This is a genomic window from Gluconobacter kanchanaburiensis NBRC 103587 (assembly GCF_007988905.1).
GTDB lineage: Bacteria > Pseudomonadota > Alphaproteobacteria > Acetobacterales > Acetobacteraceae > Gluconobacter > Gluconobacter kanchanaburiensis.
The window spans coordinates 13915-32167 of the sequence record NZ_BJVA01000022.1; the positions used below are offsets into that span (position 1 = coordinate 13915).

At 54.1% G+C, this 18253-nt stretch carries 16 protein-coding genes and 2 pseudogenes; 8 read left to right on the forward strand and 10 right to left on the reverse strand.

Annotated features, from left to right (window positions below; genetic code table 11):
• Positions 1-3 precede the first annotated feature (3 nt).
• Both GKA01_RS12585 and GKA01_RS12590 read right to left on the reverse strand, forming a co-directional pair.
• Complete coding sequence (locus tag GKA01_RS12585; protein ID WP_146863737.1) at positions 4-1110, reverse strand: glycosyltransferase; 1107 nt, start codon at positions 1108-1110, stop codon at positions 4-6.
• Positions 1111-1120: 10 nt separating this feature from the next.
• Positions 1121-1603: an Lrp/AsnC family transcriptional regulator gene (locus GKA01_RS12590; protein ID WP_146863740.1), complete on the reverse strand. Its 483-nt coding sequence runs from the start codon at positions 1601-1603 to the stop codon at positions 1121-1123.
• A gap of 99 nt (positions 1604-1702) precedes the next feature.
• On the opposite strand from GKA01_RS12590, the gene trxB reads away from it, so the two are divergent.
• The gene (gene trxB, locus GKA01_RS12595; protein ID WP_146863743.1) at positions 1703-2677 is read left to right on the forward strand and encodes a thioredoxin-disulfide reductase; all 975 of its coding nucleotides are present in this window, start codon (positions 1703-1705) and stop codon (positions 2675-2677) included.
• A 118-nt stretch (positions 2678-2795) separates the two neighbouring features.
• On the forward strand, positions 2796-3695 hold the full coding sequence (locus GKA01_RS12600) for a LysR family transcriptional regulator (protein WP_146863782.1): 900 nt from the start codon (positions 2796-2798) through the stop codon (positions 3693-3695).
• Between the two features lie 457 nt (positions 3696-4152).
• Here the strand turns inward: GKA01_RS12600 and GKA01_RS12610 are convergent, their stop codons facing one another.
• Both GKA01_RS12610 and GKA01_RS12615 read right to left on the reverse strand, forming a co-directional pair.
• Positions 4153-4458, reverse strand: a complete 306-nt coding sequence (locus GKA01_RS12610) for an integration host factor subunit beta (RefSeq protein ID WP_146863749.1) — start codon at positions 4456-4458, stop codon at positions 4153-4155.
• Positions 4459-4588: 130 nt separating this feature from the next.
• Entirely contained in the window at positions 4589-5053 is a 465-nt protein-coding gene (locus GKA01_RS12615) for a MucR family transcriptional regulator (protein ID WP_146863752.1), read from the reverse strand.
• Positions 5054-6134: 1081 nt separating this feature from the next.
• Between GKA01_RS12615 and GKA01_RS14090 the strand changes: the two genes are divergently transcribed.
• Positions 6135-6494, forward strand: a complete 360-nt coding sequence (locus GKA01_RS14090; RefSeq protein ID WP_371859274.1) for a uracil-DNA glycosylase family protein — start codon at positions 6135-6137, stop codon at positions 6492-6494.
• A gap of 27 nt (positions 6495-6521) precedes the next feature.
• On the forward strand, positions 6522-8765 hold the full coding sequence (locus GKA01_RS12620; RefSeq protein WP_146863755.1) for an FUSC family protein: 2244 nt from the start codon (positions 6522-6524) through the stop codon (positions 8763-8765).
• Positions 8766-8875: 110 nt separating this feature from the next.
• Here the strand turns inward: GKA01_RS12620 and GKA01_RS12625 are convergent.
• From GKA01_RS12625 to GKA01_RS12635, 3 genes and pseudogenes are all read right to left on the reverse strand, one after another.
• Positions 8876-9957, reverse strand: a pseudogene (locus GKA01_RS12625) (IS5 family transposase).
• An 88-nt stretch (positions 9958-10045) separates the two neighbouring features.
• Positions 10046-10258, reverse strand: coding sequence for a hypothetical protein (locus tag GKA01_RS12630; RefSeq protein ID WP_146863758.1), 213 nt, complete (start codon positions 10256-10258; stop codon positions 10046-10048).
• The gene (locus GKA01_RS12635) at positions 10255-11571 is read right to left on the reverse strand and encodes an autotransporter strand-loop-strand O-heptosyltransferase (protein WP_146863760.1); all 1317 of its coding nucleotides are present in this window, start codon (positions 11569-11571) and stop codon (positions 10255-10257) included. Before GKA01_RS12635 ends, GKA01_RS12630 begins: the two co-directional genes overlap by 4 nt.
• Positions 11572-12025: 454 nt before the next feature.
• On the opposite strand from GKA01_RS12635, the pseudogene GKA01_RS12640 reads away from it, so the two are divergent.
• Positions 12026-12485: pseudogene (locus tag GKA01_RS12640) on the forward strand (transposase); the annotation flags it as partial.
• A gap of 64 nt (positions 12486-12549) precedes the next feature.
• Here GKA01_RS12640 and GKA01_RS12645 read toward each other — a convergent pair.
• Positions 12550-13443: a LysR family transcriptional regulator gene (locus GKA01_RS12645; protein ID WP_146863763.1), complete on the reverse strand. Its 894-nt coding sequence runs from the start codon at positions 13441-13443 to the stop codon at positions 12550-12552.
• Positions 13444-13556: 113 nt separating this feature from the next.
• Between GKA01_RS12645 and GKA01_RS12650 the strand changes: the two genes are divergently transcribed.
• Together GKA01_RS12650 and GKA01_RS12655 are read left to right on the forward strand one after the other, a co-directional pair.
• Positions 13557-14309: an SDR family NAD(P)-dependent oxidoreductase gene (locus GKA01_RS12650; protein WP_146863766.1), complete on the forward strand. Its 753-nt coding sequence runs from the start codon at positions 13557-13559 to the stop codon at positions 14307-14309.
• 81 nt (positions 14310-14390) lie between these two features.
• Positions 14391-15227: an alpha/beta fold hydrolase gene (locus GKA01_RS12655; protein ID WP_146863769.1), complete on the forward strand. Its 837-nt coding sequence runs from the start codon at positions 14391-14393 to the stop codon at positions 15225-15227.
• Between the two features lie 20 nt (positions 15228-15247).
• On the opposite strand, the gene GKA01_RS12660 is transcribed toward GKA01_RS12655, so the two are convergent.
• The gene (locus GKA01_RS12660; protein ID WP_146863772.1) at positions 15248-15820 is read right to left on the reverse strand and encodes a cytochrome b; all 573 of its coding nucleotides are present in this window, start codon (positions 15818-15820) and stop codon (positions 15248-15250) included.
• Positions 15817-16911 (reverse strand): catalase family peroxidase, encoded by a 1095-nt coding sequence (locus GKA01_RS12665; RefSeq protein WP_146863775.1) that lies wholly within the window; start codon positions 16909-16911, stop codon positions 15817-15819. Before GKA01_RS12665 ends, GKA01_RS12660 begins: the two co-directional genes overlap by 4 nt.
• A gap of 173 nt (positions 16912-17084) precedes the next feature.
• Here GKA01_RS12665 and GKA01_RS12670 point away from each other — a divergent pair, with 173 nt between their 5' ends.
• A complete protein-coding gene (locus tag GKA01_RS12670; RefSeq protein WP_146863778.1) occupies positions 17085-17588 on the forward strand; it encodes an RNA polymerase sigma factor in 504 nt (167 codons plus the stop codon).
• Positions 17589-18253: the final 665 nt, after the last annotated feature.

Genomic DNA, 18253 nt, shown 5'->3' on the forward strand with positions numbered 1-18253 from the left:
ATGTCAGCGCCACACGAGCGTGGAAGAGACAGCATAGTTCCACACCACCCCCACAACGGCTCCGACGGCAGACGAACGGTCCCAGTGTCCATGGCCTGCACTGTCGAGCATCATGCGGGCAATTCCAATATTAGCCACTGCACCGAGCGAGCAGACGGCAACAAATATGATCAGCCCCCTCCAGAAGTCTGCGCCGCGAAGAGTACGATCATGGTATGTAAAGCGGTTGTTGAGCAGAAAGTTCGTGAGAATGGCAACCGCGGTCCCGGCCAGTTGTGACCACGAGAAACTGAGCCCGCACGCTCCGGCGATATCCAACACCGCTACATTGACCCCTACCCCGATCAGCCCGACGAGAGCGAAGGCCATGAACCGTGTGGGTAGCCAGCCTCGGGTCAGCTTATCGATGAGCATGGTTGCGAACTGAAGCAGCACGACGATGTCGAGTTTGCTTTCGCCGGCCAGGCGAGGACGGAAAACAAACGGCACTTCCACAATACGCACGCTACGCGGTGCGGACATGACGAGATCAAGCAGGATCTTGAAGCCGGTTCCGGACAAATGAGGCAGCAGGACCTCGAACAGATCGCGGCGGATGGCGAAAAATCCGCTCATCGGATCACTCAGGCGATGCGGCATAATGGCCTGTGCCGCCCGAATTCCCGTATTGGAGAGCAGTTCTCGCCAGTGACCGGACAGGCCGGAATTGTCGCCCCCCTCAACGTGACGACTCGCCACGACGATTTCGGCACCCGCCTGCAGCCGCGTGAGCATCTCCAGCAGAATTGCCTCGTCATGCTGAAGATCCCCGTCCATCACCGCCACCAAAGGCGCACTGGAAGAGAGCACGCCCTCAATGACGGCGGAGGAGAGTCCCCGTCGTCCGACACGACAGAGGATTCGGACGCGTGGATCCAACTGCGATAGGCGGCGTACTTCACTGGCCGTTCCATCAGGGGAACTGTCATCGACGAAAATGACTTCCCATTTCTGGCCAACAAGGGCTTCGTCCAGAGCCACAACCATGGGTGCCACATTGGCAACTTCATTGTAGCACGGGATGACGATGCTCAGTTCGGCCGGAAGAAGCATCGGCCCTGACACTGTCATGGGTCAGACGTCAGATCGGAACGCCGGCGAGATCACGGCTTGTGTGAATGGTCTGGAGCGTCTGGACGCGTACCACATGGGGGCTGTCAGTCAGCAGACGCGTCAGCGCATTCTGATGCGCTGCATCACGAGCGACAAGACGAACGAGAAAATCGCCACCGCCACGGATCATGTGGCACTCCCGGGTTTCAGGCCAGGCGCCTACCTGCGCCTCGAAAGCTTCCAGAACACTTCCCTTCTGACTCTCCAGACCGATCAGCGCATAAAAATTGAGGGACCAACCCAACAGCGGAGCGTCCACCTCAGCATGATACCCCCGAATAATTCCCAACTCCTCAAGGCGCCGGACACGCCGCAGGCAGGGCGGTGCGGAAATGCCCGTCCGCCGGGCCAATTCCACATTGGTCATGCGTCCATCGACCTGGAGTTCGGCAATGATCTGCCGATCAATGGCATCAAGTTCAATCGGTGCAGAGTGAGAAGAAGCGTTCATTTCAATCCGACGTATATGGCACGTGACATGATCCGCAAAGATGGCACATGCGTCCGAAGTCTCTATATGAGGAGGCCAGAGACCCTATGAGGAGCCATCATGCCCGAAATCCATCACACGGATCTGCTGGTCGTCGGAGCCGGCCCCGCTGGTTATACAGCGGCAATCTATGCCGCCCGTGCAAGCCTAAAGCCGATTCTCGTTACCGGCATGCAGCCTGGCGGCCAGCTGACCATCACAACTGACGTGGAAAATTATCCTGGCTTCGCGACTCCTGTGCAGGGACCATGGCTGATGGAGCAGATGCGGACGCAGGCCGAACATGTTGGAACACGTCTGATCTACGATCTGATCGTACATGCGGATCTCAAAAATGGACCGGGGCCGGATGGATATTTCCATCTTACCGGCGATTCGGGTGATGAGTTCCGGGCGCGTACGGTCGTGATCGCGACGGGCGCGCAGGCTAAATGGCTCGGTCTCGAGTCGGAAAAGCGCCTCCAGCGCGGGGGCGTCTCAGCCTGCGCGACCTGTGACGGCTTCTTCTATCGTGGGAAGACAGTTGCGGTCGTCGGGGGGGGGAATACGGCGGTCGAGGAAGCTCTTTATCTGACCCATCACGCCGACAGGGTTCATCTGATCCATCGCAGGGATCACCTTCGGGCAGAACGCATCCTGCAGGAGCGTCTGTTTTCCAATCCGAAAATTGAAGTCCACTGGAATCAAGCCGTTGAAGAGGTTCTCGGCTCCGGCGACCCTGAAGTCGTGTGCGGCGTAGAACTGAAAGACACACTAACCGGTGCAACGTCCCGTCTTGCCATTGATGGTCTTTTCATTGCTATCGGCCATACTCCCAATGCAGGGCCGTTCCGGAAAGAAGTCGCCTGTGACGAAGATGGCTACATCCTGACCGAAAGCAGTGGAACTGCAACCTCGGTAAAGGGTGTTTTTGCCGCCGGAGACATTCAGGATCGTATTTTCCGACAGGCAGTTACCGCTGCCGGAACGGGCTGTATGGCAGCTCTCGAGGCAGAACGATATCTTTCTGGCATACCTGCCATGACAAAAACTTGACCCTCGCCCGCGGTTCAGACAGTTTCGACCAATCAACGACATATCTTGACGGACAACGCCGGGACGTATGGGTAAGAAGGACGAGGACCGTCGCATTGGCGAACGGGGAGAAAACCAGATGGACTGGGACAAGCTGCGGATTTTCCATGCCGTGGCCGAAGCCGGTTCCTTCACCCATGCCGGCGACCGGCTGGGACTGAGTCAGTCAGCGGTCTCACGCCAAATTTCAGCCCTTGAAGACGTTCTGCGAGTGCCGCTGTTCCATCGGCATGCCCGCGGCCTGATTCTGACGGAACAGGGCGACGTGCTGAACCGCACGGTACGGGAGGTTTTCTCGAAACTTGCGCTGACCCAGGCTTTCCTGAGCGAAAGCAAGGAACGCGCGGCAGGAAAAATCAAAATCACCACGACGACCGGATTCGGTCTGTCGTGGCTGTCTCCGCGTCTGAACCGTTTTCTGGAACTACATCCGGATATCGAGGTTACGCTTCTTCTTGAAGACGCGGATCTGGATCTGGGCATGCGTGAAGCCGATGTGGCAATTCGTCTCCATCCTCCCACGCAGCCGGATCTTGTTCAGCGGCACCTCGCAAACTTCCCCATGCCCATTTACGCCAGTGCGGAATATCTGAAACGCCACGGCACACCACAGTCTCTTGAAGATCTGGCGAATCATCAGATCATCAGTTTCGCAGGATGGCATCTGCCCCTGCCTAACGTGAACTGGCTGCTAGATCTGCTTCGGCAAGAAGGCGTAGCCCGTCAGGGAAGCCGCCGTCTGGCCATCAACAATATCTCCGCCGTGGCGAATGCCATCGCGGCCGGCACAGGCATCGGTTCCCTACCCCTTTACGCGGCTACGGGATATCCCGATCTAGTCAGGATCCTGCCTCAGCAGCAGGTGCCGCTGGTTGAAGCCTATTTTGTGTATCCGGAAGAACTGCGCACATCCAAGCGTATCGCCGTATTCCGGGATTTTCTTCTTTCGGAAATTAGCAATCTGAAGGGGCAGGACTAAACTGCAGCAGCAAATCCGGTCTTCTCAGCCCCGACGCCCATGAACAGACGGGCACGGGGACAGACGGTTGCTGGAACGAAATACTGCTTCCCCTACAGGCGCAAAACCACTGCCTCTGCCCAAATGGCGAAAACTACCCGGCATTTGCTCTGGGACAATCACACCTGACGCAAACTGACGGCATCTCCCGCCCTGAATCACTTTATGTCGGGCGTTCACGTGATGATGATGCCGCTGGCCCGGGAATGCCGATGTGCTTCCAAATGCTAGGGACAGCGAATGCATCAACAGAGCCAGACCCAGCAGTGACATGCTGGCAGACCTGAAAAGCAAAGACCGGTTCCGGGAAATACGCTTCATACGGCGATCCTACCCTGAAACACTCTTTTCAGACCAGACCCATCGCCTCCCACATCCATTCCACATGACACCTGGTGGCCAGATGGCCACAGCGAATTCAGTCATCAGTTTTCTGAAGGGAGAGACGCTGATTGACCCGTTCTCTAAGCTCTTTTCCAACCTTGAAAAAAGGTACGCTCTTTTCTTCCACCGGGACCACATCTCCTGTCCGGGGATTGCGTCCCGTTCTGGCAGCTCTCTCACGAGGCAGAAAAGCGCCAAAGCCGCGCAGTTCAACGCGGTCTCCACGAGACAGAGCCGCCCCTATCTCGTCAAATACCGCGTGAACAATACGTTCGATATCGCGAGTAAGCAGATGAGGATAAGCCGCAGCCAGCTCGGCAATAAGCTCGGACCGGGTCATGACAGTTCTTCCACCTGACTCCGCCTTCTGAAGCACTTGGTAAGAGTTGCAGAGTCGCAACGGCCTCGTCAAGACCCCAGGCTGCCCTGGCCGCTACGACATCTGATCTTTAACAGAAGAGCAAAAAAGCTCAGTCCTCCTTTTTGACTTTGCGCGTCCGACCGGTTTCCTTTTTTCCGTCTCCTGCAGCGCTGATTTTCCGCCCAAGACCGATTTCACGAGCCAGCGCCGACCGACGCTGCGCGTAATTCGGTGCAACGAGGGGGTAATCTGACGGTAGCCCCCAGCGCTCGCGATACTGTTCGGGCGTCATGTCATAAGCGCTCTGAAGATGCCGTTTCAGCATCTTCAGCTTTTTGCCGTCTTCAAGACAGATAATGTAGTCAGGAAATACAGACCGCTTGATGGGAACTGCAGGCTGGGGACGCTCGGACTGCGGCTCTTCTTCAGGAACTCCCGCCTTGGCCAGAGCATCATAAACCTGCCGGATAAGGGCTGGCAGAGCATCAGCCTCGAGCGCGCCACGGGACGCCTGTGCAGCAACGATTTTAGCTGTAAGCTCAAGAAGGCCGTTATTGGAAGTGTTTTCGGACATGGTATTTCATCCCTCTGATCGAATGAATTTTTCAGTTTTATAACGCGCGCAAGCCGTCAGGTAAATCCGGAAGGCAAATATTTGATAATCTCATCTTCCGCATCATGAATATCATCATTCGTAAATAGACAACAAACAAAAAATCATATACACAAGACCGAGAGTATTCAAACCGTAAGACTAAATAGAAAGATTCAACGGAACACACAACCGTTTCGATATTAACAACAAGTAATTTTTCCGAATAGCGGAGCTTACCCATAAAAATGCTACATGAAAGCCGTGCGTCTGACGATTTATGCTGGGTTACAGCCCCCCCTTGACACAACGCACGCTCCGAGTAACCCTTCCGTTACACTGGCTCTCCATGCTCCGATCCGAATTTTTCCTTCTGTCTTCATGCCGAAAACTCCAGATCGTCTGGAATTACTTTGTTTTATGCTGCGTGACGGCCAATCAGTGCCTGACGATCTCATCTTGAAACTTGAACAATTTGCCGCAGCAAGTAGACGGAGAGTGCCAAGGTTGCGCTGTCAGATGCCAGATTCTAGTGGTCCTGACTGAAAAAACCTGATTACCTCCCATTTGGCCACATTGATCGACAGTCAGGTCAAAGCGCTTTCAAACCCAAGGACAACACCGTGGGTTATGAGCGGCGCAGACCGTACACTATGCTGGATTGGCCCCAAACATCGGTTTGGCTCAGGCTTCGATAGCGGCTCGGATGATATTCCTGAACTTATTGAGATAGCACTAAAGATTGCAACAACAGGGCCGGATAATGTCTGGTGACAGGACATGGTATTGGTCCGGTTCGGTACTACACAAAAGAATCGGATATCCAAGCATCATCGTCTTTTCCGAATCTTCCTGGACAGACCATCGACTGTCAGGTCTGCGGACTCTATAAAGCGGCACACCGGACATTACGCGATGAAGGGCCCTCAAATGCCTGAATTATATTCATCGGAGAACAGCACGGACATCAGGAAGATCTGCAAGGTCGTCGGTTTGTCCGGCCTGCAGGACAACTTGTTGAGCGCGCCCTGCAGGATGCAGACGCTATCGTACGGATGCCTGGGTGACCAATGCGCTCAAACACGTCAAATACGCTCCGAAAGGCACGCGTGGCATACCCCAGAAACCTGACGCGTCATACGTCGCACCTGTCATCTTTGGACGGATTGATTCAGAGCGGCATCTTCTAAATCCGAAGGTCACGATCGTGCTGGGCGTCACAGCCGCGAGTGCCATTTTCGGGCGTCCGGTTACTATCTTATGTAGACACTCAAGGTATATCTATCTGGATAACGGAAGTATCGGACTGGTAACCATACATCCCCCTTATTTTTTGACGCTACCGAATGAGGAGTCCAAGACACGCGAATATATAAAATTTGCCAACAATCTCAGAATGGCCATTTCCACCCTCGCCGAATAATCTGCTTGGGAGTAAGAAACTCTGGCAATGAGTGGCAGTACCATATTCTCGGGGCAACCGAGTCCAGATAAGACGACGTCCCGCCCCGCACCATTACGGACGCGCGGCCGCCCTTTTCTTGCTTGGCTCTACGCGCCAAGTCCTTCATCTGTTACATTTGCGTTGCGCAATACCATCGCAGCCTGTCTTGCGATTGGAATCGCATTCTGGATGGAACTGGACGACCCCGCTTGGGCTGCCATGACTGTCTGGGCCGTAGCGCAGACCAGCCGTGGCGAGAGTCAGTCCAAGGCGAAATGGCGCATCGTCGGAACAATCAGTGGCGGTATTGCGGCTATTACGATCATGGCCGCCGCCCCTCAGGCCCCGTGGCTGTTCTTCCCGATGATTGCAGTATGGATAGGACTTTGCAGCGGATTTGCGACATTCGTCAGCAACTTTCGCTCCTATGCCCTTGTTCTTGCAGGATATACCTGTTCGATCATTTGTATGGGCGCCGCGTCCAACCCTGACAATGTCTTCATGGTTGCGATGTCACGCGGCACCTACATCGTTCTGGGTGTTCTGTGCGAAGCATTCATGGGACTTATCTTCGCCACAAGCCAGGAGAGGCATGCACGTGCACAACTGAGACAAAAGCTTGAATCAGCGCTCGTCCTCGTCACGACCACATTATGTAGCCTTCTTGGTGAAGAACGGGGGGCTCTCAATACAGCCCGTCGACAGTTCGGCACGATCCTGACAATCAACGACCAGATCGAGTTTGCGGAAGTCGAAATGGGCCCACATGGGCACGAAGGCGATCACGCCCGTGCCGCTCTTGCTGCGGTCTCTGCGCTCTTATCGCGCGGCTTCGGGATGGCCATGCGTCTGCAGGTACTCAATCATAATCATCCAGCGTTCAGTCGAACTGCAGACGAAATTCTGGCCTTTCTGAAACAGTTTCCCCAACGACTGCCGGATCAGAACGCCGTCCCTGCCCTCCTCGCAGACCTTCAACACTTTCGGGATGTCTGTCGGCTGTCTGCAGCCCCCCATCGGGAAACGGACATCAGAACGGATCTAGAACCGATCCCCGGATTGGAGTCATTCGATCCACTTGTGGAGACACAGGCCCAGCAAGAGGACAGGCTGGATGAACGGATTTTATTCGTGTCTCTGGGAGAACTTCTTGGCGATCTTGAACAGGCCATCAAGGAATACGAGGCTAGCACTCACCGCATCCGAGGCGATCATTTCCACTTCCAACTTGAAACCCACCGCGACACCCGCGAGGCAATTCATAATGGTTTGCGCGGCGCATGCGCAGTTTTGATTACGGCCTATATCTACGAAGTGACAGCGTGGCCGAACGGACTCGGGTTCATTGCCATTACGACATTGGTGTGCGGACTTTTCGCGACAAAAGAAAATCCGGTTCTCGGAACCACCGAGTTTCTTAAAGGAGCCATAGCAGCTTACTTCATGGCATGGATACTGGTCTTCGTTCTCATGCCCAAAGTAACAACATTCGAAACGCTAACGCTTTTTCTTGGGCCTGCGATGTTCATCGGTGGACTGGCGAAAGGAAATCCATCAACCGCTGGCGGCTCCGCGGCCTATGGATTGCTGCTTCCAGCAATGCTAGGCCTCGAAAATCATCACGTAATGAACGAGATCGCCTTTTACAATGGCAATATGGCGACGGTTCTAGCCGTGGCCGTAAGCGTCATCGTCTTCCGCAGCGTCCTGCCTTTCAGTAGCGATGCAGAGCGTTTCCGGCTCCGCCGCATCATGCTCGGCGAGCTGCAGCAATTGGCCCATCCCGGATTTACGCCGCGAATCAGCGTCTGGATTGGACGCAATACAGATCGGTTTGCACGTCTGATCAGACATGCTGGCCCCACGCCAGCTCCACTGATTGAAGCCTGCATCCTCGGAACACTGGCAACCCTTACACTAGGCCTGAATGTTATTCGGCTGCGAGCTTTGCTGGATCGCGAGTATCTACCTGAAAGTGCTCGCCGCCCTATCCTGCTGGTACTTCACTATATTGAGGAATCCACTAGACGCCACGACAAGGCCGCTCGCATCGCAGAAGCAGCAGTAAGACGGCTACGTGCTCTGGATGCTCAGGAAACTGATCTCGTAACCCGCCTGGAATTAACTCGGGCTATCACCTACCTCGTCGTCATCGCATACACGATGAAAACAAATGAAGATTTCCTCGACGCGAGCAAACCGTTCCGCGGAGAAAAGAACAGGCACCTGGAGGGATCGAAGAACCGTTAATTGATACGCTTGGCTGGTGATTTCAAGCTTTTGGCGATTGGATTGACTACTTTTGGGTTCTTTTTCGCTCTGCGTTTTGAGCAGATCGAGTGCTGCCCCTCGCTGGATTGCTACACCTTCGCGCTGATCCGCTCCAGGAAGAGAAAGCGGCGCATGTTGTAGGCAATATTGGCCAGTCCGATCCTCATGCTGGCCCGGGTGACACCGACAGTTTGGATGAACAGTCCCGTCTGCAACTCCTGGTCAGCAAAGACATGCTCGACGCGGGATCGGATCATGGACTTTCCTGCAGTGGAGCGCTGGATATGCTGGGGCATGGGTTTCAAGATGCGGCTTTTTCCTGTAAACCTTCAAGACAAAGCCCTGCTTGTCCATGAAGTCTTCGTTGGCTTTTGAGCAATAGGCTGTGTCTGCCCAGACGCCTGAGGCCGTATTGGCTTTATCCAGCAGCCCTTCTCGCAATCGCGCGCCATCACTTGCGGCGGTATCTGTTGTCTTCCATTTCCGGATGAACCGATACTTCCGGTCGGTGGAAACGTGGGATTTGTAGCCAAAGAATGGTATAGCGAGATCCGTTGACGGGATTGTTCCGTCATCCTGCCGTTTTGCTTTCGTGAAGTTCAGCGTCCAGCTCGCGTGGCGATCCTTATGGGACAATCTGGATGGCTTGTCCTGCCAGTCTTCAGGAATACGCCCTGCCCGGCGGTCGGCTTTCTCAGCGTTGGAGTTCCGCTGCTTTGGAACAACGACCAATTTTGCATCCAGGATCTAGCCGGACATCGGCAGATAACCCGCGTTCCGCAGAGTTGCATCAAACCGGTCAAACAGTCTTTCAATGGCTCCCGCCTGGGTCAGGCGTTCACGGAACAGCCAGAGTGTTTTGGCATCCGGCACCCGATCTGAAAGCCCCGATCCCAGAAAGCGCATGAAGGAGAGGCGATCGTTGATCAGATATTCCGTCCGTTCACCGGACAAATTGTTCAGCGTCTGGATCACCAGGATCTTGGACATCAGCACCGGATCAAACGGCGCTCGCCCGCCTTTGCTTCCGTCGGAATACGCCAGCGCCTGCTCCAGATCAGGGCGAAATACTTCAAAATCCACAGTCCGGGAAAACGCTTCGAGCTGATCGCCAAGCCCCGCTCAGCCGGGCAAGTCGCTCTTCAATATCAAAGAAGCCCGGCTGCTTCATCTTCCATCATCCACAATCAACTAAGGGGAAATGGAATCATAAAGGTAGACTCAAAACCAGAGGGTTTTTCGAACCCTCCAGGTGACGATCATGCCAGACGTGACGCCTCCGAAGTCCAAAACTCGATATCGCCCGACATGATCATTGTACCAGAAACCACGCCTCCAGAGGACGCCATCACGCTCCCTCCCGTCAGCGTGATGTCTATCGCGGCCCCTCCGCCTCCGACCTTCAAGACATCGCCAACCACAAGAATGAGGCCACTGTCTGTTACTCCGGATGAAACACGATCAAGGGTCATGGCGTCAGGTTTCCCGATATATGGTGAGTGGAGGAAGCAGTTCTTGCGACGTAGGCAGGAATTGTCTTGATGGTGTTGATCACCTGTTCAGCCGTGATCAGGCGCGTGCACTCAAATTGACGAGACGTTCCCATATGGCGCGGACATTGCAGAAAGTCGTGATGATCGAAACGCAACGCCGGATCGTTCCAACAGGAATTGCAGCCATGCCAGTTGACGATCCGGAAGGGGGTGTGAAACTCGTTAGTAGGATGTGTGAAGCCCGAAATCAGAACCACAGGCGTTCCTGATGCCCAGGCCAGCCATGACAAACCACTTGATAAACCAACGAAAAATTCTGAATGACGCAACCAACGGGCACGCTCGCTTAGGGGCCGGTCACCTGTCTCGTCTTCTGCGCCGTGGGGGATATGGTTCCAGACGATACCACTCCCATGTGTAGGTTTTTTATCAATACAAATGACGCGGTAACCTGCCTCTTTCAGGAAACAGATAAGATCGCGCCAGCCATCCGGATTATTCCAGTATTTGCATTGGGCACTGCTTTGCACCGCGATGCAGACATAAGGTTCAGCAATCGGTCGACTACTGTCGGGTAGGGCCAGCTGCACCGGTTCCTCGGCCGGGTCTACGCCAAGAATATATCCAGCTGTTCGATGGAGTCCGACGAAACGAAAATCAGTCGGCTGCCGATTGTTCTCCCTGTCGTCAAAGAATAGCCCCAGACAATAAGTCGCATAGGCGTTCTCAACGAGTTTCTGCTCTTCTGCTTCTTCCTTGGTCAGCAGCGTCAATTGTGGGTAGGCATCACGCAGAAGCGGAATGATCAATCCGGACATAACGCACGTCACGCGCGCCCGATGACGCTGGGCAAAACGTGCTGCGTAAGGGAACCATGCAAGCGTGTCACCCAAGGTTCCAATAGGGAACTGAATGAGGACCAACTGCTCGCCTGCATCATAGACATGAGAAACAACGGAATGTTCCGCACCGTCTGAGCCAATTTCACTCACCTCGATCTGAAAGCGCACATAATACTGCTTCGAGGACATAACGAATGCTCCCGCGTTCTCACTCGCGAAAACAATATTGCCGGTGTCGAGGTCCCGCAGCCGAATCCGCCATTTCCCGTCCGACCGAGGAGGGAGTGACACTCTGGCCCCCTGATTGAAGTCGAAACGAACTCCTAATGGAGCCTCAATGACAGGCATCGGACAAGGTTCCACAAACGGCGACTTCCGAGTTTCTGCACCCGATGTCGCACCCTGACGTGTCGGTGGAATGATTTCAGTATGGTTCAGAGGATCGCTCATCTCGAGATTTTCCCGGCGAGCATATCGCCACTAAGAGGATATGAGACAGCATGGCATGAACACATTGCAAATAATTCCCCCTCCTGGGGACTACTTCTTAAAATACTCAACATCGCATTTATTTTGTTGTTTAGAGCTTGATCACTACGCGTCAAACGGACAGATGACATTCCAAAATACGAAACCAAAACAGAGACCGATCGAGTATTCTCGGTACGGCATCCAATATTCTGAAAAAATTTTCAGGATCTTTAATTGATCACACGATTTTTCTACGTCACAACTCCAAATAAACATTCATCTTCCTACCCGACGCATAACAAAAATATTCAAAAATCCTCCGTTATGCTTGTGGATTTCAGTAAGTATTGCAAGTGAGTACTGGCGATACCCCCAAAAAAGTTACACAATCCTTGGATCGGGCCCCATGGACTTTTGTAAGGAGACTGAACATGAGCCTCAGACGATTATGATTGATGCGACCTATCTCAAAGCACACCGCCCGGCTTCAAACCTGCAGTTAAGCACCGGAATCCAGGCTGCATGCAGTCACTGATCAGAACAGATGATCGTGGAGCTTCTTCATGACTGGGGTCAGGTCAGCGATTGATTATACCGGTGCCGCTGCCCTGCTGGACAATTTTCCTACAACACAATGGATGCTAGGAGATTGCAGATATGACGTCGGCTGCTTCAGGGACGCCTTGGAAGAGAAAGGAATAAAGCCCTGCATTCCAGGAAGGACATCTCGCCGAAAACTGCTCAAATACGACAAAAGGAAATACAAACGCCGCAACCACATCGAGGTCATGTTCGGTCGCCTCAAGGACTGGCGGCGTATCGCAATACGCTATGACAGATGCCCGAATGTCTTCTTCTCAGCCATCTGCCTCGCTGCAACCGTCATCTTCTAGCTATGAGTCCTGAGCCTAACATCATTATCCAGACACGGACGTCTCTGCCGGTAGCGCGCAGCACTTATAGGCACTTTGGAAATCCACCTGCGAGGTGATCGATGAATGCACGCACCGCTGATGGCAGCCCACGCCGCGTTGTAAATACAAGATGGACGATTCCTTCCGGTCCTCTCCAGTCCGGAAGGACCTGCACTACCAAGCCCTTCTCCAGTGGCTCCCGAACGAAATGATCCGGGAGCCACGCAACCCCCAGTCCCGCAATCGCCGCATCCCGCACTATGCCCATATCCTGCGAACCGAACCGGGGCATTCGGCGTATTTCATGGGTCTCGCCATGATTATTCGTCAAAGGCCAGATACAGTCTGTTGCCTCATCGCTTGTTGTTAAGAGCGATGCATTCTCCAGATCCTGCAGGTTTCTGATGCTTGCAGCTACACGCGGATGCGCGACTAACACACGTGTGGAGCGCCCGAGAGTACGCATTGTCAAAGCTGCATCCGAGGTGAGAGCCAGACGAACCCGTAACGCAAGGTCGATGCGTTCCTCTATCAGATCCACTGGCCGGTCCACTGCCAGAAGTTGCAACCGCACCTTAGGATAGCGATCCAGAAAGCCTGTCATCAGATGACCGATCACAGCAACCATGCCGGTCGGACAACTGAACCTAACGACGCCCGCTGGCTCAGCCTGGGCCGCGCTGATGATTGCCTCTGCGGCTTCTGCCTCATCCAGCATAATGCGGCAGCGCTCATAAAATGTCCGACCAAGGTCCGTGACGCGAAAGCGTCTACTGGACCGTTCGATTAGACGTGTACCAAGCCGGTTTTCCAGATCGGTGATGCGGCGGCTGAGTTTTGACTTCGGCTCACGCAGCACACGCGAGGCGGCCGAAAAGCCGCCATGCGCGACGACCGCTACGAAATACGCATAATCGTTGAGATCTCGCCGTTCCATCGTTCCTCTTTCTGAACGCTGTGTGTCAATATTGCCGTCTACAGCGATGATCGTTCCAATGGCATCTCTTTCCTGACGGCGCAAACGGAGCGCTAAAAATCAGGAACAGAACAATGACTTACGGATTTGATGGCAAAGTCGTGATTGTAACCGGCGGTACAAGTGGCATTGGTCTAGCTACCGCCAAAGCTTTCGCCGATGAAGGCGCATTCGTTTTCATCACCGGAAGACGACAGGAAGCGCTCGACGCCGCTGTCACTCGCATCGGCGGCAAGGTAACGGGTGTACGCGGTGATATGGGGCATCTGGACGATATCGACCGTCTGTATGATACCGTTCAGCAGACGCATAACCAGATCGATGTCGTCTTCGCCAATGCCGGTGGCGGGGAATTTGCACCACTTGGTGCCATTTCCGAAGAACACTATCAGTCCACTTTCGACAGTAACGTCAAAGGCGTGCTCTTTACTGTACAGAAGGCGCTTCCCCTGCTGCGCGACGGGGCCTCGATCGTGCTGAATGCTTCGAATGTCAGCGCCGCGGGCACCCCGGCTCTCAGTGTGTATTCTGCAACGAAGGCAGCTGTACGCAGCTTTGCGCGAAACTGGATGCTTGACCTCAAGGACCGACATATTCGCGTCAATGCAGTTAGTCCGGGTGTGACCGATACGGCAGGTTTGAATCAGCTTTTTGGCGGCGGCGAACAGGCCAAAGAAACCAAAACCTATCTTTCTGGCCTGATCCCCTCAGGTCGCGTGGCCCAGCCGGAAGAAATCGCCCGCTCGGTTCTGTTTCTGGCGTCTGACGAGGCTAGTTTCATCAACGGGATCGAACTTTACGTTGACGGTGGTCAGAAACAGATCTGAACGCCATCAAAACTGCCCCCCGGACGTGTTCCGGGGTAGCCCCGAGACAACTGTCACCATCTGAATTTTGGAGAAATAATCATGTCGTTCGTTACCACCAAGGATGATGTCGAGATCTTCTACAAGGACTGGGGACCGAAAGACGCCCGTCCCATCATGTTCCATCATGGCTGGCCCCTCTCTTCCGACGACTGGGATGCCCAGATGCTCTTCTTTTTACAGAATGGATTCCGCGTGGTGGCCCATGACCGCCGCGGCCACGGGCGCTCTGAGCAGGTTTCGACGGGGCATGACATGGACCACTACGCATCAGATGCGTTCGCCGTGGTCGAAAAACTGGACCTCCGAAACGTCGTACATATCGGTCATTCCACTGGTGGCGGCGAAGTCGCACGTTATGTGGCCAAATACGGTCAGCCGTCCGGACGCGCCGCCAAAGCCGTTCTGGTCAGCGCTGTCCCGCCCCTGATGCTGCGCACAGAAGCAAATCCCGAGGGTCTGCCGCTTGAGGTGTTCGATGGTTTCCGCGCTGCCCTCGCAGCCAACCGGGCACAGTTCTTCCGCGATGTGCCAACCGGTCCGTTCTATGGGTTCAATCGCGAGGGTAACAGCTCGCAAGAGGGCGTCATTCAAAACTGGTGGCGTCAGGGCATGATGGGGAGCGCCAAAGCGCACTACGAGGGCATTAAGGCATTTTCCGAAACAGACCAGACCGAAGACCTGAAAAGCATCGCGATACCAACACTCGTGCTGCATGGAGAAGACGACCAGATCGTGCCTATCGCTGATTCAGCACTCAAGTCTGTTGAATTACTCGTCAATGGCACCCTTAAAACCTATCCCGGCTTCTCGCACGGAATGCTGACGGTCAATGCGGAGGCACTCAACATAGATCTCCTTGCGTTTGCTGCAAGCTGACATCCATCAGCAGCCACGGCTTAATCGCCGTGGCTTTCTTGAGAGATCGGATCCAGACGTTCCCGAAGCAGCATACTGCGAAGTACGCCATCGCGTCGGATCAGGCCATGAAACAAAGCGGCGGCGACATGCGCCAAAACGAGACCAAACAGCAGAAAGGCCAGTAAGGTATGCACCGACCGAAGTTCCGCCCAGAGTACCGGGTCGTGAGGAAGGATCGGTGGCAAAAGCACGGACTGACCCCATAGCGGGATGGGGTACCCCCCTGCCGACAACATCCCCCATCCAACAAGCGGCAAAACAATCATCAGCACATAAAGCAGGATATGCGATGCATGAGCTCCAATTTTCATCACCGGGGGCAAATCCTCCGGCAAGGAAGGTGGAGGCGTGTGCAGCCGGTTTCCCAGACGCAGCATAGCAAGAACAAGGATTGCGATCCCCACAGAGCGATGCAACGCCACCAGGCGATAGTAACCAGATCCAACGGTCGATGCCATGAACACACCAATGAGGAGCATGGCCAGAATCATAACGGCCATAACCCAGTGCAGGATGCGAGACGGTAGGGTGAAAGATTTCACGTTTTTCATGACTTTTTGTCTCTCGCATTGGCAGACGGGACCGTCATTTCAGCTGAAACAGCAGGGGCAGTCGGCCGTTCGCCGGAACGCAGATAGAACGAACGCATATAGGCCGCAGATCGGGCCTGTAGGATCGGATCGCCTGACGGCATTATGCCCTCGGGCAAGACAAGCGGATCAAAAGTTATGCCGGTACATGGGCCGTTTTCCTCACTCCCGATACCTGTCAGGGTCAAGGTTCCCGCATTGATCTGTCGATCATCCTGCGACCATCCCTTGCTCGGGTTGTCAATTGCGTCGCCGCTACCTGCCAGCGTTACCATCAGCCGCCATTGCAGTGGATGGGTGTGAATGTCTTCAATAACTTTACGAAAAAGATAATCATGATCATTCGCATGACCAATCTCAGGCATAACTGGTTGGACCGGCACCATAGCCCAACGTACGGCTGTCTTCGTTCCGTCTTCCGCGACAAAAAGAAAGCTGTCGAGACTACGATAGGTATCATCGGCGAAACCCGACGAAACAGGTCGTCGGCCAATCTGTGCCATCGCAGGTTGTAACCAAGGATGGCTTGTACGGAAGGCCTGCATGCGTGCTGGGTCAGGTTTTCCCGTCGTCAAATCCGGGTGCGATGCAAGCTGAAGGTCGTGGAATTCCTGCGGCGTTCCAACAGGAAAGACAGGAATATCGTTAATTCCCATGCGCCATTCCTGACGGTCCGACGGCATCAGACGCAGGGCCATACTGCGAACTTTCTCAGGAGCATCGGCCTGATATGGAAGGCCGCCAGCAAGTGCGAACCGCCCAACGACAGGAACCCGCCCTTTCTGCAGGACGGTGGCCATCGAAAGGCTGGAGGCGCTCCCATTACCCTCAAACCATCCAGCTACACAGACACCTTTGGCGTGGTTGCGGCGAAATCCAGGGTGCATGCCACTCCCTTTCTGCAAAGCGTCCAGCATAGCGGCCTGTGTCAGGCGGTAAGGTGTCAGCCACCCGCCCGCCCAAAGAAAGGACAGCATGAGAAAAAATGGAAGCGTGATCACACCGAGCCAGCGCAGGATGGAACCAGACAGCATATGAGTGTTCGTCGTCATTTTTTCGATCCTCTGACATCGTCTGGCTTAAAGACGATTGAGCAGGCGGATCTATTCCCTCTGAGTAAAACATTCAGCGAAAACGCACCTGTCTCGCCATCCGGTTCGAAATCAACTGGCCCCATAAGCGTTCACATTCAGGAGGATGAAAAGCACATGAAACAGAGGCCGGGTTGAACGAGAACAACGACATCAGGTTACAACGGGCGATACCGGCCTTGAGACGGTACTCGCAAGTCCTGACGCGCGATCCCCACCGAGCAGAAGACCTTGTGCAGGACTGTTTGGAGCGTGCCCTTACGCGAATGCATCAGGTACACGACCTGTCGGATCTGCGACCGTGGCTGTTCACCATCGCTTATCGCCTCAATATTAGCCACTGGCGTCGTCTGAAATCTCTGGTCACTTCACCGGGAAGATCTCCTGACCCAATTCAGGATGCTACCCAGATCCCACACCTTGAGTGGAAGGAAGTCATCAGTGCCTTTGACCGGTTATCTGATAAGCATCGACAGGTCCTGCTACTCGTTGGGGTTGAAGGCCTGGAATATGAAACTGTCTCGGACATCCTGGGAGTGCCGACCGGAACGGTAATGTCCCGACTGTCCAGAGCCCGAGATGCTTTGCACCGCCTTGTCGATGAAGACAAACGCCCCAAGCTCAGGAGGATAAGATGACACGGTCTGCCCCATAACTGAGGATGATCGTCATGCCTGGGTCGACGAGCTTCATTCGACAGAACAATTGTGAACTGCAGAAAGATAGCTGGGTGAAAATCCTGCAATGCAGCAGCGCCTGATGACATGGCGAAAAGAGATAAGCTTGCTATGGACTGCCCTGAATACTGACTTCGGACAACACCTACCCGGACGTTTTATATTGCGAAAACAAAATATTATAGTCTTTCCATTTCAGTACGCCGAAGACGTGTTGCGTCCATTCTCCCAGCATTGTCCATTTGGACTTGCAGGGAGCCTTCGTACTGTGTTGTCAGCAAAATCAAGAACGCTAGCCGAACATGGACAACACTTTGAGGAAATTTCTTACGATTTTTTTTTGCAGGCCACGGCTTCAGCTCATCTGGATATTTCTGGGAAAAGCAGAACATCAGTCTGCAAACCGCGTTGGAAATTTATAGAGCGACACATATCGCGTCCGGATGCCGCACGATAATGCATTTCTCAAGAATAAGATGGGAGCCGAGGTCGAATGGATTTCGATAAATCAGATAACCGTCTAGGCTCAGGACCCATTGATTTTTGTAGGGAATTTTGATTCAGGCTCTGCGAGGAGACTGGCAATGAGCGACCTGTTTTGGCTGACGGACGAACAGATGGATCGT